Raw genomic sequence first — 23,646 nt, 5'->3', positions numbered from 1 at the left:
ATAGGTGGAACAGTTTTATGTTGCAACCAAAATGAATGATCTGGACCAACGATTGCCATGGTGAAACGAACGAGCCACCACCAAGCGGATTGCCTGATCGCGCGGCCGCTGGACGCGATCGGCGATTGGTGGTCGCTGCTCATCGTGCGCGATGCCTTCGACGGCTTGCGCCGCTTCGGCGAATTCCAGAAGAGCCTCGGCGTCGCCAAGAACATCCTGTCGGCGCGGCTGCGCAATCTGGTCGCGCACGGCATACTGGAAACGGTTCCCGCGCCCGACGGCAGCGCGCACCATGAATATGTGCTGACGCAAAAAGGGCGCGGCCTGTTCTATGTCCTGGTCGCCTTGCGGCAATGGGGCGAGGCCTATTTCTCCGGACCGGGCGAGCCCTACACTTTCATGGTCGACACGCAGAGCGGCCGGCCGATCAGGCGCCTGGAAGTGCATGCCGAGGACGGGAGGCTGCTGGTCCCCGGCGACACGAGGCTCGCCGATTTCCGCGACCAGGAAAACAGCTGAGCGCCCTGGCTAGTTCGGCGGACTGGCAGGGCTGGCGGAATCGATTTCCGCTTGACCGGACAGGGAATCGGCTATCGTTTCCACAGACAGTACGCAGGGTGGAGTGACCGATGAAAGCCGTCGTCTTCGAGAAATTCGGCGAAGCGCCTACGATCCAGACCGTCCCCGATCCGAAGCCGGCCGCCGATGGCGTGGTCATCAAGGTCGAGGCAACCGGGCTCTGCCGCAGCGACTGGCATGGCTGGATGGGCCATGACGATGATATCCGGCTGCCGCATGTGCCGGGCCATGAATTGGCGGGCGTCGTTGTGGCGGCTGGCAAGCGCGTGACGCACTGGAAGGCAGGCGACCGGGTCACGGTGCCTTTTGTAGGCGGCTGCGGCCACTGCTTCGAATGCACGTCCGGCAACCACCAGGTCTGCGAGCATCAGTTCCAGCCCGGTTTCACCGCCTGGGGCTCGTTCGCCGAATATGTCGCCATCGACTTCGCCGACACCAATCTCGTACGCCTGCCGGAAGAGATGGAATTCGCCACCGCCGCCAGCCTGGGCTGCCGCTTCGTCACGTCGTTCCGGGCGATCGTCGACCAGGGACGCGTCAAGCCCGGAGAATGGGTTGCCGTGCATGGCTGCGGAGGCGTTGGGCTTTCGGCGATCATGATCGCCAGCGCCATGGGCGCCAATGTCATTGCCATCGATCTCACCGACGAGAAACTGGAGTTTGCCCGCAAGATCGGCGCGGTGGCGACCATCAACGCATCGACCACCCCCAATGTGGTAAAGGCCGTCAAGCAGATCACCAATGGCGGCGTTCATATGTCGATGGACGCGCTCGGCCATCCGACCACCTCGTTCAACTCCATCTCGAACCTGCGCCGGCGCGGCCGCCATGTGCAGGTCGGCCTGATGCTGGGCGACCATGCCAAGGCTGCGGTGCCCATGAGCAAGATCATCGCTTTCGAGCTCGAAATCCTCGGCAGTCACGGCATGCAGGCTTACCGCTACCAGGCGATGATGGAGATGATTCGTACCGGCAAGCTGAAGCCCGAACTGCTGGTCGGCAAGAAGATCAGCCTCGACGAGGCGCCCGCGGCCTTGATGGCGATGGGCGGTTTCGAAGGCATCGGTATCGGCGTGGTGACGAAGTTCTAGAGGCAGACGTCGTTTCCCGAACTACCGCGCAAACTTCTTCGCGCCAAACACGCAGGCCACCACGCCGAGCGTGACAACCACCATCAGCGGGCTGACCTGTTCGTGCAGCAAGCTCGCCGCGAGCGCCAGGCCGAAGAAGGGCTGCAACAGCTGCAGCTGCCCGACCGCGGCAATGCCGCCTTGCGCCAGGCCGCGATACCAGAAGACGAAGCCGATCAGCATGCTAAACAGCGAGACATAGGCAAGACCGATCCAGGCTTGGGAGCCGACGGCGGCAAAGGATGGTGGCAGGGTCGCGAAAGTCAGCACCAGCATGATCGGCAGCGACAGCGTCAGCGCCCAGCAGATCACTTGCCAGCCGCCGAGCCTGCGCGACAGCGCGGCGCCCTCGGCGTAGCCCAGTCCACACACGACGATGGCGCCCAGCATCAAGCCGTCGCCGAGCGGTGACGCGGTCACGCCCTGCGATAGGGCAAAGCCCGCGACAAGCGCGCTGCCGACGCAGGAAAACAGCCAGAACGCCGGCCGTGGACGCTCACCGCCGCGCAGCACGCCGAAGATCGCGGTTGCCAGCGGCAGCAGGCCAACGAAGATGATCGAGTGGGCGGAGGTGACGTGCTTCAGCGCCAGCGCGGTCAGCAAGGGAAAGCCGACCACCACCCCAAGGGCGACGATCACCAGCGACAGCAGATCGCCCCGCTCCGGTCGTTTCTGCCGGAACAAGACCAGCATTGCCAGGCCAAGCAGCCCGGCAATCGCGGCGCGGGCCGATGTCACGAAGGTCGGATCGAAATCCATCACGGCCACGCGCGTCGCCGGCAGCGAGCCTGAGAAGATCAGCACGCCGATAAATCCGTTCAGCCAGCCGCTCGCGGTCTTGTCCATTCCAGGCTCCATGTCTTTCGCCCTCTATCGGGCAGATGTCATGGCGCAGCCAGAGACAATGGAGTACAATTCAGCGAAACTGTAATGGCATGACGAGCAGTACGGATGACGGACTTCGCTTTGGAAACCGACGGCGCGCGCGCCCTGGCGGCCCCCACTCTGGTCGAAAGCGTCATGGCGGCCATCCGCCAGCGGATCGCCGCGCGCAGCCTGACACCGGGAGCCCGGCTGCCGTCGATCCGCGCCTTCGCGCAATCCATGCAGGTGTCCAAATCCACCGTGGTCGAAGCCTATGAGCGGCTCGCCGCCGAAGGCACGATCCGCTCCCGGCCGGGTTCAGGCTTCTATGCCGCCGGCACGCTGGCGCCGCTGTCGCTGGCCGAGATCGGTCCCCGGCTCGACCGTGCCGTCGATCCGCTTTGGGTCTCGCGCCAGTCGCTGGACGCTGGCGACGAGGTGCTGAAACCCGGCTGCGGCTGGCTGCCGGCCTCGTGGATGCCTCAGGCCGGACTGCGCCGAGCGCTACGCACGGCGGCGCGTGCCGATGATGCCGCGCTTGCCGACTACGGCACGCCGCTCGGCCTGCCGCCGCTGCGGCAATTGCTGGCACGGCGCATGGCCGGGCACGGCATCGAAGCCTCGCCCGAACAGATCGTGCTGACGGAATCGGGCACGCAGGCCATTGACCTCCTGTGCCGGTTCCTGATCGAACCCGGCGACACGGTGCTGGTCGACGACCCCTGCTATTTCAACTTCCACGCTTTGCTGCGTGCCCACCGCGCCAAGGTCATCAGCGTTCCCTACACGCCGTCGGGGCCTGATATCGAGCTGTTCGCCCAGGCGCTCGCCGAGCACCGGCCGCGCCTCTACATCACCAATTCCGCCATCCACAACCCGACCGGCGCGATCCTGTCACCGGTCACCGCGCACCGCTTGCTGAAACTCGCCGACCAGTCGGACCTGACTATCGTCGAGGACGATATCTTCGCCGATTTCGAACATGCCCCTGCCCCCAGGCTGACGGCCTTCGATGGGCTGAACCGCGTCGTCCAGATCGGCAGCTTCTCCAAGACGCTGTCGGCCTCGGTCCGCTGCGGTTTCATCGCCGCGCCCCGCGACTGGATCGAGGGCCTGACCGACCTCAAGATCGCCACCACCTTCGGCGGCGGGCGGCTGGCGGCCGAACTGGTGCTGACGCTGCTCAAGGACGGCAGCTACCGCAAGCATATGGATCTGCTGCGCGCCAAGCTCGCGCGAGCGATGGCCGAGACCGGCACTCGGCTGAAGGCGATCGGCATCACGCCCTGGATCGACCAACCGGCCGGTCTGTTCCTGTGGTGCGGCCTGCCCGATGGCGTGGATGCGGCCGACGTCGCACGGCATGCCTTGGCAGACAACGTAGTGCTGGCGCCCGGCAATGCGTTCAGCCTGTCGCAGACAGCCAGCCGTTTCCTGCGCTTCAACGTCGCCCAGTGCGAAGACGAGCGGATTTTCAAGGTGCTGGAAACCGCGATGAAGCGTTGATCTCAGCAGCTTTTAATCAACGCCCCGCACAGACCTCCCGCACGCAGTCGCGCAACCAGCGTTGCGCCGGATCGGCATCGAGGCGCGGATGCCAGAGCATCGAAATGGTGACTTCCACGGTGGTGACAGGCAGTGGAAAACTGTGCATGCCGGCGCGCGCGCCGGCCGTGTGCCGCTCGGGCACGCTGGCGATCAGGTCCGAGGCGCGCACCATGGCGAGTGCTGCCGAAAAACCCGAAACCATGCACACGACCGTCCGCCGCAGGCCAAGCGCGCTCAGGGCCTCGTCGATCGGCCCCTTCTCGCGGCCACGCCGCGAAACACTGATGTGCCGGCCCGCCGCATAGCGCTCGGCCGTCACCGTGCCTTCGCTCAAGGGATGGCCTGCTCTAACAGCACCAATGAAGCGGTCGCGAAACAAGGCCTGGATGCGCACTTCGGGTCCGGTTTCGCCGGCAACGCCGATTTCCAGGTCGATCGCCGCGTCGCGCAGCGACATCACATCCTTGTCTGATTTCGGCGCGAAACGCAGCCGCACCCCTCGCGCGTCGGCCTCGATGCGGGCGACAAGGCGAGGCCCGAACTCCTCGACGAAGCCTTCATTGGTGCGCAGCGTGAAGACCTTGTCCAGGCTTGAGAGATCAAGCAGTTCGGCAGGGCGCAGCAGCATCTCCGCGTCCTGGACGACGGGGCCGACCTGCCGCCGCAATTCCTCCGCGCGCGGCGTCGCCACCAGGCCGCGCCCGGCCCGCACCAGCAAGGGATCGCCCGTTGCCTCGCGCAACCGCGCCAGCGTCCGGCTCATCGCCGAGGGGCTGAGCCGCAGACGGCGCGCGGCGCGGGCCACGCTGCCTTCCGCCAGCAGCACGTCGAGAGCGAAGAGCAGATTGAGATCAGGAGACGTCATCGGCGGATCATAACATGATGTGGCGTCTCATGCATTGATATGATGCAAATGCTGCGCCTTCCGCCATATCAACCACAAGACTAGATCTCTGATGGTTCCGGTTCCGGAGCGAATGGAAGGAGATCGCCATGGCAGTCGCCGCACAAAGTCGAGATGGCTTGATATCAGCCCCGCAGGAGAAAGAATCGGTCGGCTGGGCTCTGGCAAGCCTGTCGCTCGCCACGCTGCTGTCGTCGCTCGGGACCAGCATCGCCAGCGTCGGGCTGCCATCTCTGATGCAGACGTTCGGCGCGTCGTTCCAGGCCGTGCAATGGGTGGTTCTGGCCTACCTCCTCGCCATCACCACGCTGATCGTCAGCGCCGGGCGGCTGGCCGACATGTTCGGACGCCGGCCGCTGCTGCTTGGCGGCATCGCGCTGTTCACATCGGCTTCGGTGCTCTGCGGCTTGGCCCCGACGCTTTGGCTGCTGATCGCCGCGCGCGCCGTGCAGGGGCTTGGCGCGGCGCTGATGATGGCGCTGACGCTGGCCTTTGTCGCCGAGACCGTGAGCAAGGAGCGGACCGGCAGCGCCATGGGTCTGCTCGGCGCCATGTCGGCCATCGGCACCACGCTCGGTCCCTCGCTCGGCGGCCTGCTGATCGCCGGCCTCGGCTGGCGCGCGATCTTTCTCGTCAATGTGCCGCTGGGTCTGCTGACCTTCGCCCTCGCCTGGCGTGCCTTGCCTGCCAGGGACAAGAACGCGCGGGCCGCCCAAGGCAGGTTCGACGCGACAGGCACTGTCCTGCTGGCCCTGAGCCTGGCTGCCTATGCGCTGGCCATGACACTTGGGCGAGGCAATTTCGGCGCGCTCAACATTGGCCTGCTTTTTGCGACCGGCATCGGCGTTGCTCTCTTCGCCGTCACACAATCAAGAGTGAAAACCCCGTTGATCCAGCTTGCCAGTTTCCGGGATCCGCGGCTCAGCGCCAGCCTGGCCATGAGCCTCATCGTCGCCACGGTGATGATGGCAACCCTGGTGGTTGCCCCGTTCTATCTGTCGCGAGGGTTGGGGCTCGATGCCGCGATGGTCGGTTTGGTGCTTTCAACCGGGCCGCTGGTCTCGACCCTGTCGGCGCTGCTGGCTGGGCGGCTTTCCGATCGCTTCGGAGCCAACAGGATGATGGTCGCCGGGCTCATCAGCCTTGCCGCGGGCACGTTCCTGCTCTCGCTCGCCATGACGAAACTCGGCATTGCCAGCTATGTCGTTCCGATCACCGTCACCTGCTTCGGCTATGCCCTGTTCCAGACCTCCAACAATGCAGCCGTCATGAGCGGTGTCGGCGCCGGCGAACGCGGTGTCATGTCGGGCCTGCTCAACCTGTCGCGCAATCTCGGCCTCATCACCGGCGCATCCTTGATGGGCGCCATCTTCGCGGTTGCGTCGGCTGGTGCTCCGAAAGCAACAGGACCGGACGTCCTGACCTCCGCTTCTGCGGCCCGCGGCATGCAAATCACCTTTGAGACGGCAACAGCCATGGCCTTGGTGGCGCTGCTGCTTGCCCTGTTTTCGGCACGCAATGCGATCAAGCTTGAACAGCCGGGGCAATCAACGCGGGATTCCTGACAGTACGGGGCTTGGGCTGATGCGCTCAGGCCCCTGCCCGTTTGCGGCGCTCATACAGCATGACCAGCGTTTCGGCCGTCAGTGCCGGCTTTTCCTCGCCTTCGATCTCGACGGTGTTGGCTGCCTTCATCAGATATTGGCCAGGGCCTCTGTCTTCCATGGAAAGCAAGACCGTGCGCAGCCTGATGCGTGCGCCGACCTTGACCGGCGCGAGGAAGCGCACCTTGTCGAAGCCGTAGTTGAAGGCGGCCTGCGTATTCTCGGGCACGATGCCCATGCCGAGCGCCAGCGCGCCGATGATCGACAGCGTCAGGTAGCCATGCGCGATCGTCGTACGGAACGGGCTTTGCCGCCGCGCCCGCTCGGGATCGACATGAATCCATTGATGGTCGCCGGTGCATTCGGCGAACTGGTTGATACGGTTCTGGTCGACCATGGTCCATTCCGAGACGCCCAGTTCCTGCCCGGACATCGTCCTCAACTGCTCGTAGGTCGGCGGCGTTTTAGGCCGTACTTCAGTCATTCCTGCTTTCCCGATAGCTTGCAGTGCCTCCGGACCACGAACGGACGGCTCCTGTCAATTCGCCTTGCGTGAATCCGTTCCGCCGAATTCCGGCTGAATCGCCCCATGCCGCCTGACGCGTGGCGCCGATGCAACTATGCGCAAGCGGGTAAGGAGTGCCGGCGATCCGCGTGGGGGGATGCGGACAACGGCCCACGCAGACCTATTTCTTTTCGTAGCCGGCGCGGATTTCCTCCATCGCCTCCTTGATGCGCGCGCGCAGGATGTCGATCGATTCGGTGCCGGATTTCCGGGCCAATTCAGCCACTTCGCCGGCATTCTTGAGCGCCGCCTCGAACGATTTCCTGGCGAACTCCGTCTGTTTGGCCATGAGCTCCTGTGGATTGCCCGGCGCCCGATAGCTTTGCGCCACGTCGGCAACCTCGCGCAACGTGTCCTGCAGCATTTCGCGTTGCCTCGACAACAGCGAGGTCGCTCCGGCTGCGCCGGCACGCGCCGCCTTCTCCAGCGCTTCCAGGTTCTTGCGGTGATGGGCGAGGATCGCCTCGACATCGACATTGGGCACCTTCAGGTCGCGGCCGAATTTGCCGAACATGTCCATGAAGGAATCGGATTCCGGTTGTTTTGCCATGACGTCTTCTCCCCTGTCGCCGCGAATGCGGGCGCCCTCGCCGGAGAATAGCACTCGCGTGTCACGAGTCCATTCGGACACAGGCATGGCGATGGACACGGAATCAATTGACCGGGAGCAGCAACTCGATCGTATAAAGCACTATGCCCGCCAGCCCGCCGATGATCATGCCGTTGAAGCGGATGTATTGCAGGTCTCGGCCGATGTTCATCTCGATAAGCCGCGTCAGTTGGGCAAGGTCCCAGCGCTTGACCTGGTCGGCGATGAATTTCGATACGCCGCTCTTCTGGCTCTCGACGAAGGAGGCCAGCGCCACGACGAACCCTTGGTTCATATCGGCCCGGATCTGCGCATCGCCGGCAAGATGGCGGCCGACCTCGACGAACATATTGGCGAGATGCGCGCGGATCACCGAATTCGGCGTCTTGGCGTCCTGCTCGATGAACAGGCTGAGGCTCTCCCACATGTCCCCGGCCAGCGCCCTGACTTCGGGGCGGGCGAGGAAATCGTGCTTCATCTTCTCGGCACGCTTTGCATATTGCTTGGACGTCCGCAGCCGTTCGACGAAGCCTTGCGCGAAACGATCGAACTCGGCCCGCATCGGATGGTCCGGATCGGCCCGCACCTCGTCGAGCAGGGAGCCCGCCGAAGCGACGATCTTCTTCAGGAGATAGGCGTCGGCTCTGAACAGGTTGAACAGCGACGGCAATTCCTCGCGGATTTTTTCGCGCATCGTTGCCAGCGCCTGTTCATCGTTGAGGAAGCGGCCGACCACCTTGATGAATTCGTCGAACAGTTTCTGGTGGCGACGATCGTCGGTGAGCGCCGACAGGAGTTCCGCCGCCAGCGGCGCAAGCGGCACCTTTTCGATCTGTTCAAGCATGCGGCTGGTGACAAAGCCGCGCAGGCCGGATTGCTCGACGGCGGCCAGCGTCTGAGGCACCAGCCGCACGACGAAACGCGACAGGCCGGCGGCGCGTTCGGCATCAGTCAGCCAGTCGGCGACGAGTGCCGCAAAATCGACCTCGGCGAGTTTTTCCCGCACCGGCTCCGGCGCCAGGAAATTGGCTTCGATGAAGCGGCCGAGATTGTCAGCGATGCGGTTCTGGTTTTCCGGGATGATGGCGGTGTGCGGGATCGGCAGCCCGAGCGGCCGCCTGAACAGCGCCACCACCGCGTACCAGTCGGCCAGGCCGCCAATGGTCGCCGCCTCGGCGAAGGCGGCGACGAAGCCCAGCCACGGATAGGTGTTTTGGAACGATTTGGCCAAGGCGAACACCAGCACGCAGAGTGCCAGTGCGGCCGTGGCGATGAATTTGGTCCGCCGCAGCGCCGAGAGCTTGGCGGCCGCGTCGGCATCGAAACGGACAGGCGCCAGGGACGAAGCCGATTGTGACATGGACGAACTGCTCCTGGTCGATCTCTGGTCGACCACTGGTATCTCTGGTCGACCGCTGCTCGATCTCTGGGGTCGATCTCCGGCCTATCTAGGGTTTCATCAGCCGAAATGCCCGTGACGACCGGTTTTCCCCGCGTTCCGCCCGATTGCGCACATAAAGTTGACGAGAATATTCATCTATAGTGCGAAGCTAGTCTGGAATTATTCCAAGGTATAGGCCATATTCGGTCGAGGCCAGTGTGGCGAATCCGAAATTCCGGATTACCGCCGCGCCAGCAAAAGTTCTGGAATCTGGCGCGGTCATACCACGCCGGCGCCTAGTGAGGACGAAATGCGGCTTACCCGCCAGACCAATTATGCCATGCGCATCCTGATGTATTGTGCCGCCAACAATGACCGGTTGAGCCGCATTCCCGAAATCGCGGCCGCCTACTCCGTCTCGGAACTTTTCTTGTTCAAGATCCTGCAGCCGCTGGTCGAGCATGGGCTGGTCGAGACGGTGCGCGGCCGCAATGGCGGCGTCCGGCTTGGCCGTGCCGCCGAGGCGATCAGCCTCTTCGACGTCGTGCGCGTCACCGAGGAAAGCTTCGCCATGGCCGAATGCTTCGAGAACGACGCGGCCGAGTGCCCGCTGGTCGACAGCTGCGCGTTGAATTCAGCGCTGCGCGAGGCGCTCAACGCCTTCTTCGCCGTGCTTGCCCGCTACACGATCGCCGATATGGTGGCGGCACGGCCGAATGTGCGCAACCTGCTTGGCATCGACATACTGGAACGCCGCGCCCCGGCCGCCTAGTCCACGACGCGGCTTAGCGGTTTGATTCTATTGATGCCTTGCGCGCGACGCCGCCCATGGGGTCGTCATTCTAGGGCGGAGCAAGGAGCGAAGCGACGCAGCGCAGACCCTAGAATCCATTCCGTGACGTTCGAGCGCCGCAACGATGCCGAACTAGCGACCGCGGCGCCAACACGAGTTCTGCACCGCCGCATTTTTTGTTTGATGCAACGGCATGGATCCTCGGGTCTGCGCGTCCGCTTCGCTCCCGCTCCGCCCGTGGATGACGAAGGTCACTGCCAAGCCTAAACGGCAGATTGCGGCAGCACGAACGGCATATTCCCGGCCGGCAACACACCGACCTTGAGCCGGCAGTCGAACACTTTCTCGATCAAATCGTCGCTCAGCACGTCCTGCGGTGAACCGGTGGCAGCCAACCGGCCGCGATGCATGACGAAGATGCGGTCGGCATACATGGCCGTCAGATTGAGGTCGTGCAGGATGGCGACCACGCCGCCACCCCTTCTGCCGAAATCGCGGGCGATGTTCATGATGATCAGCTGGTGCTTGATGTCGAGGCTGGAAACAGGCTCGTCGAGGAACAGGTAGCGCGGCTTGCCGTCGAGCACCGGCGCCCAGACCTGGCACAGCACGCGCGCAAGCTGGACTCGTTGCTGCTCGCCGCCCGAAAGCTCCTGGTAGAGCCGCCCGGCAAACCCATCGAGATCGACGCGGGCCAACGCCCGTTCCGGCAGCCGCGCATCCTCGCCAGGCAAGGCACCCGAGCGGCCGCCGACCAGCCCGAGCTTGACCACCTCGCGCACGGTGAATGGAAACGACAGCGTCGTCGCCTGCGGCAGGACCGCGCGATGGACGGCGATCTCGACCGGTTTCATCGCCGCGAGGTCGCGGCCGTTGAGGGCGATGCGCCCGGTATGGGCAAGCTCGCCGGACAACGCCTTCAGGAAGGTCGTCTTGCCCGAGCCGTTGGGGCCGACGATCGCCGCGATTTCGCCGGGTCGCGCATCGAAATCGACACCGCCGACGATGCGTTTGCCGGCGATATCAACCGAAACATCCCTTGCCTCGATCATCCCAGCCTCACAAATCCCGAATTTCACAGGTCAATTACGCCTCGCTTGCGCAGCAGTATCCACAGGAAGAACGGCGCGCCGGCGACCGCGGTGACAATGCCGATCGGCAGTTCCGCCGGCGCCACGATGGTACGTGCGACGGCATCGGCAAGCAGCAGCAGCGAGGCTCCGAGCAGTGCCGAGGCCGGCAAAAGATAGCGATTGTCCGGACCGATCAGCAGGCGCAGCAGATGCGGCACGACGATGCCCACGAAGCCGATGCCGCCGCTGACGGCGACGGACGCCCCGACCGCCGCCGAGACACCGATGATGGCGGTGTATTTCAGTCGCTGGACAGGTATGCCGAGATGGCCGGCGGTCGCCTCGCCAAGCGCCAGCGCGTTGAGACCGCGCGACAGGAAAGGCATTGTTGCCAGCGCCAATATGATTATCGGCCCGACGGACGCGATCTTCGCCCAGGTTGCGCCGCCAAGGGATCCCAGCGACCAGAAGGTCAAGTCGCGCAGCTGACGATCGTCAGCCATGAAGATGAGGATGCCGGTCAGCGCCATGGCAAGCGCTGCCAGTGCGATGCCGGCGAGCAGCATGGTGGCAACCGAGGTTTGCCCGCGCCGCGTGGCGACCTGGTAGAGCACCAGGGTGGTGGCGAGGCCGCCGAAGAAAGCCGCCAGCGGCAGGGCAAGCGTGCCCAGCAAAGCCGTTACCGGCGCCAGAATGGTGCCGCCAAGCACGATGATGGCCACGGCACCGAGGCTGGAGCCGGCCGAAACGCCGATCAGGCCGGGATCGGCCAGCGGATTGCGGAACAGCCCCTGCATGACGGCGCCCGAGACAGCGAGCGCCGCGCCGACCAGCATGCCGAGGATGATGCGCGGCAGTCGGATATCGTAGACGATCAGGCTGTCACGCGCGCTCAGCGCCGCATCAAGTGGAACAGCTCCGGACAGCCAATCCCTGATGACATTGACGGCCGATGCGTCCGACGCGCCTGATGTAAGCGACAGAAACACGGCGGCGGTGAGCCCGAAGCACAGCAGCAGGATGACGATGCGGGCGCGGCCCGAGCGATCGCCTTCGGACACACTCATCGCCTTCACCGGGCCGACGATCGATTGATCGACCATGATGCGCCCGCTCAGTCCGTGACCTGCCCGCCATAGAGCGAGACGGCGAGGTCGTGGATGGCGTCGGCCGTGCGCGGCCCGAAGCCGAGCAGATAACCGCCATCGATGCGGATCAATTTGCGGGCGGCACCTGCCGGCGTCGAGGCGACGGACGGATTGCCGAACAATTCGTCGTCCGATACCGGCGGCCCGGCATTGCTCATCATAAGGATCACATCCGGCCTGGCGGTAATGATCGCCTCGTCGGACATCTGCTTGTAGCCGGAAAAGCCTTCGACGGCATTGACGCCGCCCGCCAGTCTGACCATGCCGTCGGCCGCGGTTTCGCTGCCGGCCGCCAGGATCTTGCCGCCCTGAACCGACAGCACAAACAGGACGCGCTTGCGCTCCTTGATCGAGGCAGTCTGCTTTTCGGCAGCGGTGAGCCTGGCATCGAGCTCCCTGGCCAGCACCTCGGCCTTGGCGTCGGCGCCCAGTGCCTTGCCGACGATACGGACCTTCTCCAGGATGCCCTCACGGCTATAATGTTCAGGCACTTCGATGAAGGGGATGCTCGTCTTCTTCAGCACGTCGACGGCTTCCTTGGGACCGCTGCCCTGCAACGCCAGGATGCCGGTCGGATTGACCGACAGCACGCCCTCCGGCGACAGCGCGCGCATATAGCCGACATCGGGCAGGTCGAGCGCCGCCTTTGGGTACCGGCTGGTGGAATCGCGCGCCACCAGATGCTTCTCCTCGCCAAGCGCATAGACGATTTCGGTGATCGAACCGCCTATGGCGGCGATCTTCGACGGATCGGAGAAAACGGAACCGCCCTCGGCGGCACCCGCCGGTTGCAGCGCGGTGAAAGCCAAAGCAAGGCCGACCATCGGGCTGGCGATGATCCTGGAAAAACAGCCCATTGTCGTTCTCCTCAGGCTGCGGTCGGGTTTGGGATGCGCGGCAGATTCTCCGCCAGGAACCGCCAATCGTCGCGCTCGCTTTCGCCTTCATGCCGCTTGCCGAAGAACTGGATGATCATCTCGCCGTCGGCGGCATAGACCTCGAGCGAGGTGACATGGCCATCCTTGGTCGGCTTGCGCACCGCCCAGACCTCATGGATGTGGTCGGTGCGCAGATGCAGATGGAAGGTCTCGTCGAGCACGTTGATCCACGGCCCCATCGGCTTGATCGACCTGACCGGTCCAGAATGGATCTGGATGCAGCCGCGGTTGCCAACAAAGCACATGATCGGCATCTCGCCTTCGGAGGCGTGATGGAACATGGCGCGGACCGCGTCATTGTCGAGCAGCCAGGCATAGTCCGTTCCGACCATGCGCACCGCCTGGCGACGGCTGAGCTTAAGTGTCTTCAGCATGCCGAAGAACTGGTGCACATCGGTCAGCCGGCTCCAGCGGTCGCGCAGATCGTCAAGATTGGCGGTGGTTGCTCCGGCCTCGCTCTCATCATCCGCGATTGGTCCCGAAATATCGATTGTCGGCTCCTGGTTCGACGATCCCAGCGCGGCGACCAGTTTCTGGTAGGCGTAGAGACTGGAGGCCGGACGCAGATGCACCTTGTGCACCGCCTCGCCCGCCGCGTCGAAGAACTGCAAGCTGCGGCGGATCTCTTCGCCATCACGCTTTTCCACCGCGAAGCCATGCGCCCAGACTTTCGGGAAGATGCGCAGGTCGATGTTCTCGCCAAGCACCATGGCATTGTGGTTGCCGGTGATCACCTTGTCATAAACGCCGATCTTTTCGTGCACCGCGCTTTCATTACGGGTCAGCGCCATCACCTCGCCGACGGCCTCGAGGCCGGTCAGAAGGTCGTTGACGCGCGGCTCGACGCGCACGACGCCGTCGCCGCAATGCGCGGCCACCAGTTCGGCTTCCGAAATGCCGAGCTGGGCGGCCAGGTCACGCTCGCGCGCTTTCGGATTGTCCGTCCGTGCCCGCCGGATTTCATGTGGGGCGGGTTTTACGCGCTGGTCCATGTCTTAACCCCTGATACCTTTTTACTTGTTGAGAATGAGCTTGCCCTGCCGGGTGATCTTCAGCCGGTAGAGCGCACCATGATGCTCGATGCCGATCTCGTGCTCGCCCTGGAAAAGCGTGTTGCTGGACAGCGTTCGCACCGCCAGCGGGATCCGGTCGAAGCGGGTGGAGGCATCATCGGAACGGCGGACGCGATAACGAAAATCGTTGGGATTGTGCGTGTTCATCTGGGTCGATCCCTTTCCTGTGCCGGGCATCTGGCTAGGCGTTGCATATTGCCGATTCATTTCTTGACTTGAATAATCATGTTTATTAGTCAGTGCAATACCGGAGCAAATGAGTCAACATTTAACACGCCGGACACGATGAAAAATGCCAGCCAGCCCCGGGCCAGCCAGCATGAAACCTGGAATTTGGAGTTGGGGCATGGGGTTGGTGAACTGGGAATCGCGCGGCCGGTCGGCGGCGAGCGGCATGGCGGCTTTGTTGGCAAGCGTGGCGGTCATCGCCCTGTCCGCGCCAGCAGCCCACGCCCAACAGGCAACGCAGCCGGCGGGCGATCAAACGGATCAATCGAAGAAGGCTGACCAGGAAAAAGCAGCACCCGCGGGCGCGACGCTGCTCGACAAGATCCTGGTGCTCAGCCGCACCGGCGAAACAGCGATCGAATCACTGGCCTCGGCCAGCCATATCGACCAGGAACAGCTGGACCGTCGCATGGCGACGACGCCGAACGAGATGCTGCTCGGCGTGCCCGGTGTCGCCGCGCAGGCCGACGCCAGGCGTGTCGGCACCAGCATCAACATCCGCGGCTTGCAGGATTTTGGCCGTGTCGCCGTCATCGTCGATGGCGCACGCCAGAATTTCCAGCGGTCCGACCACGGCACGCAGTCGACCTTCTATATCGATCCCGAACTCGTCAAATCCGTCGATGTGATCCGTGGTCCTGTCGCCAACACCTACGGTTCGGGCGCCATTGGCGGTGTCGTCTTCTTCGACACCAAGGATGCCTCGGATTTTCTCAAGCCTGAAGAGACGTGGGCCGGCTCCATCACCGGACGCTACGAAAGCAACGGCAAGGGCTGGACCACCAGCGCCACCGGCGCCTATCGTCTCAACGAGAACTGGGATGTGTTGGGCAATATCGTCTATCGCAACTATGACGACTACAAGGATGGTGGCGGCGATACCGTCAAGGGCACCGGCTTTGACGTGCTGAGCGGCCTGCTCAAGACCACCATCCGCCCGACTGACAACAGCGAGCTGAAGCTGGGCTGGGTCGGCTCAAGCGACGGCTGGAACGAGATCAGCGGCGGCGTGCCGATCAATGATGCGGATCTGAAATCCAACACCTTCACCGCCCGCTACAACATCACCGACGAAGACAAGAGCTGGCTCGATCTCCACATCAACACCTCCTACAACAAGACCAATCTCGGCCTGACCAGCCTTGTTCCTCTCAGCCGATTCGATCCCGCCACGGGCGATTCCATAATCCTTCCGGTTGGATCGACATCGACATTCGATGTCGGCACGACGGCGATAGACATCTGGAATACATCGAGATTCGAGACTGGCGGCGTAGCGCACGAGCTGACCTATGGCGGCGATTGGGTCAATGATGACGTCAAAACCGGCGGTACCGCGGGCGGAGACAGTTTCTACACGCCTTCGGGAAAGCGCAACGTATCTGGAGCCTACGTTCAGGACAAGCTCACCTGGGAATGGCTCGAAGTCATTGCCGGGCTGCGCTACGACAGCTACAGCCTCAAGGACGGCACCCATGAAACGTCAGGTGACCGTCTTTCGCCGCGCATCACCGTCGGCGTCACGCCGTTCGACACGCCAAGCCTCTCGGGGTTGCAGCTCTACGGCACCTATGCGGAGGGCTACCGCTCTCCATCGCTGACCGAGACACTGATCAGCGGCAACCATCCGGCGGGGGTCACCTTCCCGTTCCTGCCCAATCCCAACCTGAAGCCCGAGACCGGCAAGACCGTGGAATTCGGCGTCAACTACAAACAGAATGACATCCTTGAAGCCGGCGACGCGCTTCGCATCAAGGCGGCCTACTTCAACAACAATGTGGACGACTACATAGAGGGTACATCCTTCGGGGCTTCCTTCACCAATCCAGCGAGCGCCTGCCCGGTCGATTGGGACCAGCTCATGAACAACCCCGGCTACATCCCGATCTGCTACCAGTATCAGAATTTTGCCAAGGCCAAGATAAACGGCTTTGAGTTTGAAAGCGTCTATGACGCCGCGTGGGGATATGCTGGCCTCTCTGCCTCGATAACCAATGGTCACACCATTTCCTACGCGGGTGTTCGAGCAGACCTCGCCACGATACCATCCTCCCAGGTCACGGCCCAGCTTGGCCTGCGCTTCCTCGAGGACAAGCTGACCGTCGGCGGCGAAGTGCAATATAATGGCAAGCCGAAGGGCAATGCCGTGGCCACGGACTATACGCTGGTCAACGCCTTCGCCAGCTATCAGGCGACGGACAATCTGAAGGTCGATTTCCGGGCCGACAATCTGTTCGACGTCAAATACGCCAACCCGTTGAACGGCAGCACGACAGTTGCGGTCTATGAGCCGGGCATAACGTTGAAGCTGGCGGCAACCATGCGTTTTGGAGGCTGATGGTCATGAAGAGCTTGGCGACATCCCTTCGTCTGCTGACCTCGACGTTTGCGATGTCGCTGGCGATGGTTCCGGCGCGGGCTGAAGGGTCCGCGCCGGTCCCCGCACTGACCCTCGAATTGAATGCCGCGCAACCTTCCGACAAGGGTTGCCGGCTGACATTCCTGGTCAACAACAACCTCGGTGCCGGCCTCTCCAAGGCGGCATTCGAGATCGCGCTGTTCAACGAGGCCGGCGTCGTCGACCGGCTGACCGTGCTCGACTTCAAGGATCTGCCGGAAGGCAAGACCAAGGTGACGCGCTTTGATCTCGCCGGTACCGATTGCACCAAGGTCAGCCGCGTTCTGATCAACAGCGCGACCGAATGCGCCGGCACCGGCGTCGAGCCGAATGCCTGCATGCGCAAGCTGAAGACCGACACCAAGACCGGCATCGCTTTCGGCGTCTGAGGTGGGGCTGCACGCCACGTTCACACAAGACACCGCGGCATGGTCCATGGCCGGCTGCGGTCTGCTGCCGTGCGGAGCAAACGATCTTGATTTGACAACACTGCGTGGGCCGCTGCAGTTTCCGGCCCGCAACATGCAGGAAGTCAGTCCCCTCCCCGACGCTGGCAGCGAGCTGGCGATAGCGCCGGTAGAGCCGCTTGCCCAGACGCGACCGCAAGCCGGCAACGGCAAGTGGGCGACGGCTATTATCATCTCCGGTCTGCTCCATGCCGCGGCAGCGGCGGCCTTTCTGATCTCGCCGGCCGGCACCTTCGATTTCCAGGACACGGAGCAGTCGGAAGGCAGCGATCGGACAGGTGACAAGGTCGCCGGCAGCGCGCTCGACAAGGACCCCGCGGCGGTAAACGTCAGGCTGGTGCCAAGCCCTCAGCCGGCCAAGCCACGTCAGGCAGAGGACGCCAGACCAGCGACGCCGGCAAAACCTTCGCAGCCCGAGCAGGAAGCCGTGAACCAAGCTCCAGAGCCGGCAAAGGAAGCGGCAAAGCAACCGCCCCAGCCTTTGCCGGAAGCTGTCAAACAGCAAGCGGTCACGCCGGACATACTGGTGGCGGCGGCCCCGCGCCCCGATGACCAAAGCGTGGCTGCCAAGGCCGAAACGCCGGCACAGCCAAGCGCCCAGGCCGAAACCATCGATATGCCTGTCGCCGTTCCGGACCAGCCGCCGATCCCCAGCGCCAGGCCAACGCCGGCGGCGGCGCCTTCAAAAGCGGTGGACGAGAAGCGCGGCACCGCTGACGGCCAGGACCGGCTGGCAAGGGCGGCCAGCAAGGGCAAAAAACAGGAAGAGCCAGGCAGCGCCGCGGAAGACAGCTACCGCGGCGATGTGATCAGAAAGCTCAGCCGCGTCAATCGAGCCGTCCCGCCTTCCCTGCAACTGACCGCGCGCAACAATGCCGTTGTGACATTCGTTATCAGCAGCAAAGGTGGCATTGATGACCTGCGTATCCTGGAAAGCTCCGGATCGCCAAACTTCGACCAGATCGTGCTTGGCATCGTCCGCAAGGCGGCGCCGTTCCCGCCCATTCCGCCCAAAATTGGCAGCAGCCTCGAGTTTACCGGCGCTATCGGGCCGTTTTGAATGTCCCGCTTTCCACCATCAACCGCCCATGCAATTCATTGATTGAAAAAGGAAATCCCATGTACATCGCCATGAACCGCTTCAAGGTGCAGAACGGCTCGGAAGCCGATTTCGAAGCCGTATGGAAAAACCGCGATTCCAGCCTTGCCGAGATGAAGGGTTTTCGGGAATTCCACCTGCTGCGCGGCCCGGTCAACGAGACCGAAGGCTATACGCTGTTTGCCTCGCACACCGTGTGGGCAAGCCAGGACGATTTCGTCGCCTGGACCAAATCGGAGAATTTCCGCGCTGCCCACAGGAATGTCGGCACGACGAAAGTCCACTATCTCGGCCATCCGCAATTCGAGGGCTTCTCCGTCGTCGAGGGCGCCTGACGTGGCTTTGCCCGAGCGAATGTGAGGACCTCTGGCACCCTCGTCATGATCGCGTGGAACCGCGCCCACCCAGCCGACGCAGCCATTGGGCAATGTGCATGCGCAGCCACTGCCAGGGCCGTCCTCGGGTCAGGTATCGCATCAGCCGCGGATCGTCGGCTATCTCTCTGAACTGGCGCACATGCTGCCTCAGGAATGCGGGTATGAACTTGCGTCCGTGGACATCACTGAGCCATGCTGAATTCTCCAGCACATAATCGACGACATCCGCCGCCAATATGCTCCTGTAGGCGCGATAGCTAGGCGTTTGCGGTACATGGCCCCCGGTGAAGGCAGCGCCGATGGAGGACATGTTCGATCCGTGCAGGCGGTAGAGGCTGAGTCCTTCGGACAGGATGAGGCTGCCGCTGGCCAGATGCGCGCATGTGGCGGTCAGATAATCCGCCCCCATATTGGCCTTGAACGGGAAGGACAAGACCGGTTCCAGCGCGCCGCGCCGGTACATGATCGCCGAGCATGGTGACCATAGCCAGCCGGTTATCGCAGGCGCGAAATAAGTCACCGGATGCTCCGATGCGTAGGCAATCCCGGACGCCATGTCGGCAAGCTGGCCATCAGGCACGATGGCGAGGCCATTGCCATCCGGTCCGGAGCGCGGTTTGCGCAAGGGAATGAAAGTGCCGCTCAGCAAGGTGCCGCGGCCGTCGACCAGGAATACGTCGGAGCTCGATAGCGCGGCCGAATGTGTTGCGTTGAGGTGGGCGGACAGATGCGCCAGGAGAAAATCCGGCAGCCACGCATCGTCGGAATCGAGGAATACCACGAAAGGCGCGTCGGTCGCGGCGAAGCCATCGCGGAATCCCGCGATCTGCCCGCCATTCCGCGGGCGCGCCAGCAGGCGCAGGCGCGGATCGTCTATGGCCGCCAGAAGCTCGCGGATATGGTCGGCCGAGCCGTCGGTCGAGGCGTCGTCGACAATGACGCAGTCCCAGTTCCGATAGGTCTGCGCCAACACCGAGCGGATCGCCTGTTCGACGTAGGCTCGGTAATTGTAGCAGGTGATGACCACCGCCACGCACGGCAGTTCGAACGGTGGGGACTTGTCATTCATTTGATCGGTTGCCCCGCTCGAGTCGCCGGCCGTGTTTATCCCCGGCAACTCGACATAAGGCAAGCGAGGCGCGAATCGTCCCTATGCCGCGGCCAACAGGCTGGCATTACCGCCGGCCGCGGTCGTGTCGACGCAGACGGCACGCTCATGCGCATAGGCCGCCGGGTTGAGCACTTCGCTGACCAGCGGCACGATCGGACCAGTCCTCTCGGCAATGACCTTGCGCACGATGCGCGCGGCTTCAGGCGTGCCCGAAAAAGCGACGACATCGACGCGCAGCGAGCGGGCCTCGACCGGATCAGGCCGGCCATCTATTGCCGCGAGCGGCAGCCCCTTGCCGGTCAACGCCGAAAGCGCCGCTGGCGCCCCAGGGGCAACGGCCAGCACCGCATTGCCGGCGGCAAGCGCCTGGATCGTCTGGGCAAGCAGCGTGTCGGCATCCGGCCCCAGGCACAGCACGCGGCCGCGCGGCGACAGCGACAGCGTGTTGGCCTCGCCGGTTGGCCCGGGCAGATCGACCTGGCCGAAATCGATACCGGCGGCGGCCCCGATGGCGGCAGCTCCCTTGCCGCGCAGGTGCTTCCTCAGGATGGCGATTCGGTCCGGGCGCGTCGACCAGCCGCCCAGCGTGGGATCGGGCAGATTGTCGGCCAGCTCGGTCGCCGTCACCTTGTGGCCATCCTGCAGATGGGTGCCCGCCTCCGGCCCCTTGCGGAAGCGCCGGAGATAGTGCGGCCCGCCGGCCTTCGGCCCGGTGCCGGACAGCCCCTCGCCGCCAAAGGGCTGCGAACCGACGACAGCGCCGATCTGGTTGCGATTGACGTAGATGTTGCCGGCGTGAATGCCGTCGACGAAATGCTGCACGCGACCCTCGATGCGGGTATGCAGGCCGAAAGTCAGGCCATAGCCCTTGCGGTTGATGGCGGCGATCACAGCGTCGATCTCATCGGCGTCGAATGTCGCGACATGCAGCACCGGCCCGAACACTTCGCGCTCCATCTCCTCGATGCCCTTGACCCTGAACACATGCGGCGCGACGAAGCGGCCATCCTTCGGCGCCTCGAGCTTGGCGATCAGCCGGCCCTCGAGGCCCTTCCTGGTGCAATAGTCGCGGATCGAAGCCTGTGCCTCATCGTCGATGACAGGGCCGACATCGGTCGAAATCTGCCAGGGATCACCGATGTTGAGCGCCTCCATGGCGCCCTTCAGCATCTCCAGCATCTTCTTCTCGACGTCCTTCTGCACGTAGAGCACGCGCAGTGCCGAACAGCGCTGGCCGGCACTCTGGAAGGCAGAGGCCAGGATGTCGCGCACCGCCTGCTCGGGCAGCGCGGTGGAATCGACGATCATCGCGTTGAGACCGCCGGTCTCGGCGATCAGCATGGCATCCGGTGCCGCGGTCTCGGCAAGCTGCTTCTCGATCAGCTTGGCGACCTCGGTCGAGCCGGTGAAGCAGACGCCGGCAATGCGCGGGTCGGCGGTCAGCGGCGCGCCGACCGAGGGGCCGTCGCCGGGCAGAAGCTGGATGACGTCTTCCGGCACGCCGGCCTCGCGCAGCAATTCGACGGCGCGGAAGGCAATCAGCGGCGTCTGCTCAGCCGGCTTGGCGATCACCGAATTGCCCGTGACAAGCGCTGCCGCGATCTGGCCGGTGAAGATGGCGAGCGGGAAATTCCACGGTGAAATGCAGACGATGGCGCCGCGCGCCTGAGTGCCCGTCGCGGCGTTTGCCGCCTCGGTCGCGTAATAGCGCAGGAAATCGACGGCTTCGCGCACTTCCGCCACACCGTCGGCCAGCGACTTGCCGGCCTCGCGGGTGGCCAGCGCGAAGAACTCGACGGCATTGGCTTCATAGAGGTCGGCGGCGCGGTTGAGGATGGCGGCGCGCTCGGCAACGGGGCGCTTTGCCCAGGCCGGCTGCGCTTCCACCGCAATGCGCACGGCGGTCGCGACTTGCTTGGCCGCGGCCTCGTGAACAGTGCCCACCACGTCGTCAGGCTTGGCCGGATTGACCACCGGGCGCTGCTTGCCATAGCCGGCGGCCCGCGTAATCGGCTTGGCATGCCAGCGGTCCGGCCCGGCAAAGGCCGCCTTGGCCTTGTCGATCGCCGCCAGCGTCACCGTGTCGGTGATGTCGAATCCCTTCGAGTTGCGGCGGCCGGCGCCAAAAATCTGGGAAGGCCGGGCTATCGCCGGATTGGCGGCGGGGCCCTGGCTTTCGATCGTTTCGAGCGGATCGCGCGCGATGTCCTCAGGCTCGACGTCTTCGTCGGTCAGCTGGTGGACAAAGGAAGAGTTGGCGCCGTTCTCCAGCAGCCGGCGGACCAGATAGGCCAGCAGGTCGGAATGCGCGCCGACCGGCGCATAGATACGGCAGCGCGTGCCTTCGGCCTGGCGCACCGTCTCGTGCAATGCCTCGCCCATGCCGTGCAGGCGCTGGAACTCGAAGGAATTGCGATCACCCGCCATCGACAGGATGGCGGCGACGGTATGTGCGTTATGGGTGGCGAACTGCGGATAGATGCGGTCGGTCATGCCGAGCAGTTTTTTCGCGCAAGCCATGTAGGAAACGTCGGTGTTGGCCTTGCGGGTGAAGACGGGATAGCCGTCAAGCCCGAGCGTTTGCGCCCGCTTGATCTCGGTATCCCAATAGGCGCCCTTGACCAGCCGCACCATAATGGTGCGGTCGTACTTCTTCGCCAGCGCGTAGAGCCAGTCGATAGCGAAAGCTGCACGCGGGCCATAGGCCTGGACAACGATGCCGAAGCCGTTCCAGCCGGCGAGTTCGGGCTCGGCCAGAACCCGCTCGATGACGTCGAGCGAGAGGTCGAGCCGATCCGCCTCCTCGGCGTCGATATTGAGGCCCATGCGCGAATGCCGTGCCGCGAGCGCCAGCGACAACAGGCGCTCGGCCATGACAGGCAGCATCTCTTCCTTCTGCGCCACTTCATAGCGCGGATGCAGCGCCGAGAGCTTCACCGAGATACCATGGTTCTGCCTGATGTCAGGACCGTTCGAGCCGGAATCGAGCGACGAGATCGCATCGGCATAGGCCTTGTGGTAGCGCAGCGCGTCAGCCTCGGTGCGGGCCGCCTCGCCCAGCATGTCGAAGGAATAGAGATAGCCCTTCTGGATCATCGGCCGGCCGCGCTTGACGGCTTCGGCGATGGTGCGGCCGAGCACGAACTGCTCGCCCATTTCACGCATGGCGGCGGCCACCGCCTTGCGGATGACCGGCTCGCCCAGCCGCCGCACCATCAAGCGCAGCGTGCCTTCGATACCGCCCTCGCCCTCGTCGAGGACACGACCGGTCAGCATCAGCGCCCAGGTCGAGGCGTTGACGAAGATCGAGCTCGAACCACCGGAATGCGCGGACCAATCATGCGGCGCGATCTTGTCGGCGATCAGATCGTCCATCGTCTCGGTGTCCGGCACGCGCAGCAGCGCCTCGGCCAGGCACATCAGCGCCACGCCTTCCTTGGTGGAGAGACCGTAGGCCGAGAGAAAGACCTCCATCAGCCGGGGATCGGACGAGCCGCGCACCGCCCGCACCAGATCGGCGGCGCGGGCCGAGATCGCATTCCGATCTTCTGTCGAGAGTCCTGTCGCCTCGGCCAGCCGCTTCACGGCCTCGTCTTCGTCAGGCAAATAGTTGGCACGGATCTGCTGGCGGATGGTGTCTAGCGGCATGGCGGTCCTGCGGAACGAGCATCGGGGAACGGGCCGGCGGTCACCGGACCGAATGGCGCAAGCTAGCACAGCTGCGAGTTTCCATCGGTCCAAAGAAATCGACAAGACAAATCAATCGATCTATCATTC

The 23,646-nt window shown here is 63.9% G+C and carries 21 protein-coding genes; 9 read left to right on the top strand and 12 right to left on the bottom strand.

Features of this window, described 5'->3' with window-relative positions:
* Nucleotides 1-57: 57 nt before the first annotated feature.
* Both FJ977_RS16495 and FJ977_RS16490 read left to right on the top strand, forming a co-directional pair.
* Nucleotides 58-519, top strand: a complete 462-nt coding sequence (locus tag FJ977_RS16495) for a helix-turn-helix domain-containing protein (RefSeq protein ID WP_140773097.1) — start codon at nucleotides 58-60, stop codon at nucleotides 517-519.
* A gap of 110 nt (nucleotides 520-629) precedes the next feature.
* Nucleotides 630-1,670, top strand: coding sequence for a zinc-dependent alcohol dehydrogenase family protein (locus FJ977_RS16490; RefSeq protein ID WP_140773095.1), 1,041 nt, complete (start codon nucleotides 630-632; stop codon nucleotides 1,668-1,670).
* 21 nt (nucleotides 1,671-1,691) lie between these two features.
* On the opposite strand, the gene FJ977_RS16485 is transcribed toward FJ977_RS16490, so the two are convergent.
* Entirely contained in the window at nucleotides 1,692-2,555 is an 864-nt protein-coding gene (locus FJ977_RS16485; RefSeq protein ID WP_140773094.1) for a DMT family transporter, read from the bottom strand.
* A 105-nt stretch (nucleotides 2,556-2,660) separates the two neighbouring features.
* Here FJ977_RS16485 and FJ977_RS16480 point away from each other — a divergent pair, with 105 nt between their 5' ends.
* A complete protein-coding gene (locus FJ977_RS16480) occupies nucleotides 2,661-4,079 on the top strand; it encodes a PLP-dependent aminotransferase family protein (protein ID WP_140773092.1) in 1,419 nt (472 codons plus the stop codon).
* 16 nt (nucleotides 4,080-4,095) lie between these two features.
* On the opposite strand, the gene FJ977_RS16475 is transcribed toward FJ977_RS16480, so the two are convergent.
* Nucleotides 4,096-4,986 carry a LysR family transcriptional regulator gene (locus FJ977_RS16475; RefSeq protein ID WP_140773090.1) on the bottom strand — a complete coding sequence of 297 codons (891 nt, stop codon included), beginning with the start codon at nucleotides 4,984-4,986 and terminating at the stop codon, nucleotides 4,096-4,098.
* A gap of 128 nt (nucleotides 4,987-5,114) precedes the next feature.
* Between FJ977_RS16475 and FJ977_RS16470 the strand changes: the two genes are divergently transcribed.
* Nucleotides 5,115-6,590: an MFS transporter gene (locus FJ977_RS16470; protein WP_140773088.1), complete on the top strand. Its 1,476-nt coding sequence runs from the start codon at nucleotides 5,115-5,117 to the stop codon at nucleotides 6,588-6,590.
* Nucleotides 6,591-6,615: 25 nt separating this feature from the next.
* On the opposite strand, the gene FJ977_RS16465 is transcribed toward FJ977_RS16470, so the two are convergent.
* The 3 genes from FJ977_RS16465 to FJ977_RS16455 form a co-directional block, all read right to left on the bottom strand.
* Nucleotides 6,616-7,113, bottom strand: a complete 498-nt coding sequence (locus FJ977_RS16465; protein ID WP_140773086.1) for a MaoC family dehydratase — start codon at nucleotides 7,111-7,113, stop codon at nucleotides 6,616-6,618.
* Nucleotides 7,114-7,315: 202 nt separating this feature from the next.
* A complete protein-coding gene (locus FJ977_RS16460) occupies nucleotides 7,316-7,744 on the bottom strand; it encodes a phasin family protein (RefSeq protein WP_140773084.1) in 429 nt (142 codons plus the stop codon).
* 103 nt (nucleotides 7,745-7,847) lie between these two features.
* Nucleotides 7,848-9,143, bottom strand: a complete 1,296-nt coding sequence (locus FJ977_RS16455) for a DUF445 domain-containing protein (RefSeq protein ID WP_140773082.1) — start codon at nucleotides 9,141-9,143, stop codon at nucleotides 7,848-7,850.
* 331 nt (nucleotides 9,144-9,474) lie between these two features.
* Between FJ977_RS16455 and rirA the strand changes: the two genes are divergently transcribed.
* Entirely contained in the window at nucleotides 9,475-9,936 is a 462-nt protein-coding gene (gene rirA, locus FJ977_RS16450; RefSeq protein ID WP_140773081.1) for an iron-responsive transcriptional regulator RirA, read from the top strand.
* Between the two features lie 284 nt (nucleotides 9,937-10,220).
* Here the strand turns inward: rirA and FJ977_RS16445 are convergent, their stop codons facing one another.
* The 5 genes from FJ977_RS16445 to hemP are packed head-to-tail and all read right to left on the bottom strand — an operon-like array spanning nucleotide 10,221 to nucleotide 14,336.
* Nucleotides 10,221-11,009, bottom strand: a complete 789-nt coding sequence (locus tag FJ977_RS16445; protein ID WP_140773079.1) for a heme ABC transporter ATP-binding protein — start codon at nucleotides 11,007-11,009, stop codon at nucleotides 10,221-10,223.
* A 23-nt stretch (nucleotides 11,010-11,032) separates the two neighbouring features.
* Nucleotides 11,033-12,133, bottom strand: a complete 1,101-nt coding sequence (locus tag FJ977_RS16440) for an iron ABC transporter permease (RefSeq protein WP_140773077.1) — start codon at nucleotides 12,131-12,133, stop codon at nucleotides 11,033-11,035.
* Nucleotides 12,134-12,144: 11 nt separating this feature from the next.
* Complete coding sequence (locus FJ977_RS16435) at nucleotides 12,145-13,035, bottom strand: hemin ABC transporter substrate-binding protein (protein WP_140773075.1); 891 nt, start codon at nucleotides 13,033-13,035, stop codon at nucleotides 12,145-12,147.
* 11 nt (nucleotides 13,036-13,046) lie between these two features.
* The gene (locus FJ977_RS16430) at nucleotides 13,047-14,108 is read right to left on the bottom strand and encodes a hemin-degrading factor (RefSeq protein ID WP_140773073.1); all 1,062 of its coding nucleotides are present in this window, start codon (nucleotides 14,106-14,108) and stop codon (nucleotides 13,047-13,049) included.
* 21 nt (nucleotides 14,109-14,129) lie between these two features.
* Nucleotides 14,130-14,336 carry a hemin uptake protein HemP gene (hemP, locus tag FJ977_RS16425; RefSeq protein ID WP_010909946.1) on the bottom strand — a complete coding sequence of 69 codons (207 nt, stop codon included), beginning with the start codon at nucleotides 14,334-14,336 and terminating at the stop codon, nucleotides 14,130-14,132.
* Nucleotides 14,337-14,535: 199 nt separating this feature from the next.
* Between hemP and FJ977_RS16420 the strand changes: the two genes are divergently transcribed.
* The 4 genes from FJ977_RS16420 to FJ977_RS16405 are packed head-to-tail and all read left to right on the top strand — an operon-like array spanning nucleotide 14,536 to nucleotide 18,716.
* The gene (locus FJ977_RS16420; RefSeq protein WP_140773071.1) at nucleotides 14,536-16,755 is read left to right on the top strand and encodes a TonB-dependent hemoglobin/transferrin/lactoferrin family receptor; all 2,220 of its coding nucleotides are present in this window, start codon (nucleotides 14,536-14,538) and stop codon (nucleotides 16,753-16,755) included.
* A gap of 5 nt (nucleotides 16,756-16,760) precedes the next feature.
* Nucleotides 16,761-17,204 carry a hypothetical protein gene (locus FJ977_RS16415; RefSeq protein ID WP_140773069.1) on the top strand — a complete coding sequence of 148 codons (444 nt, stop codon included), beginning with the start codon at nucleotides 16,761-16,763 and terminating at the stop codon, nucleotides 17,202-17,204.
* A gap of 1 nt (nucleotide 17,205) precedes the next feature.
* Nucleotides 17,206-18,342: a TonB family protein gene (locus FJ977_RS16410; RefSeq protein WP_348643212.1), complete on the top strand. Its 1,137-nt coding sequence runs from the start codon at nucleotides 17,206-17,208 to the stop codon at nucleotides 18,340-18,342.
* Between the two features lie 59 nt (nucleotides 18,343-18,401).
* Nucleotides 18,402-18,716, top strand: coding sequence for an antibiotic biosynthesis monooxygenase (locus FJ977_RS16405; RefSeq protein ID WP_019858631.1), 315 nt, complete (start codon nucleotides 18,402-18,404; stop codon nucleotides 18,714-18,716).
* A 43-nt stretch (nucleotides 18,717-18,759) separates the two neighbouring features.
* Here FJ977_RS16405 and FJ977_RS16400 read toward each other — a convergent pair whose 3' ends face one another.
* Complete coding sequence (locus tag FJ977_RS16400) at nucleotides 18,760-19,827, bottom strand: glycosyltransferase (RefSeq protein ID WP_140773067.1); 1,068 nt, start codon at nucleotides 19,825-19,827, stop codon at nucleotides 18,760-18,762.
* A gap of 81 nt (nucleotides 19,828-19,908) precedes the next feature.
* On the bottom strand, nucleotides 19,909-23,517 hold the full coding sequence (gene putA / locus FJ977_RS16395; protein WP_140773065.1) for a bifunctional proline dehydrogenase/L-glutamate gamma-semialdehyde dehydrogenase PutA: 3,609 nt from the start codon (nucleotides 23,515-23,517) through the stop codon (nucleotides 19,909-19,911).
* Nucleotides 23,518-23,646 lie beyond the last annotated feature (129 nt).

Origin of the sequence: Mesorhizobium sp. B2-1-3A (assembly GCF_006442655.1) — a bacterium.
In the GTDB taxonomy this organism is placed as follows: Bacteria; Pseudomonadota; Alphaproteobacteria; order Rhizobiales; family Rhizobiaceae; genus Mesorhizobium.
This window is presented reverse-complemented; position numbering and strand designations above follow the sequence as displayed.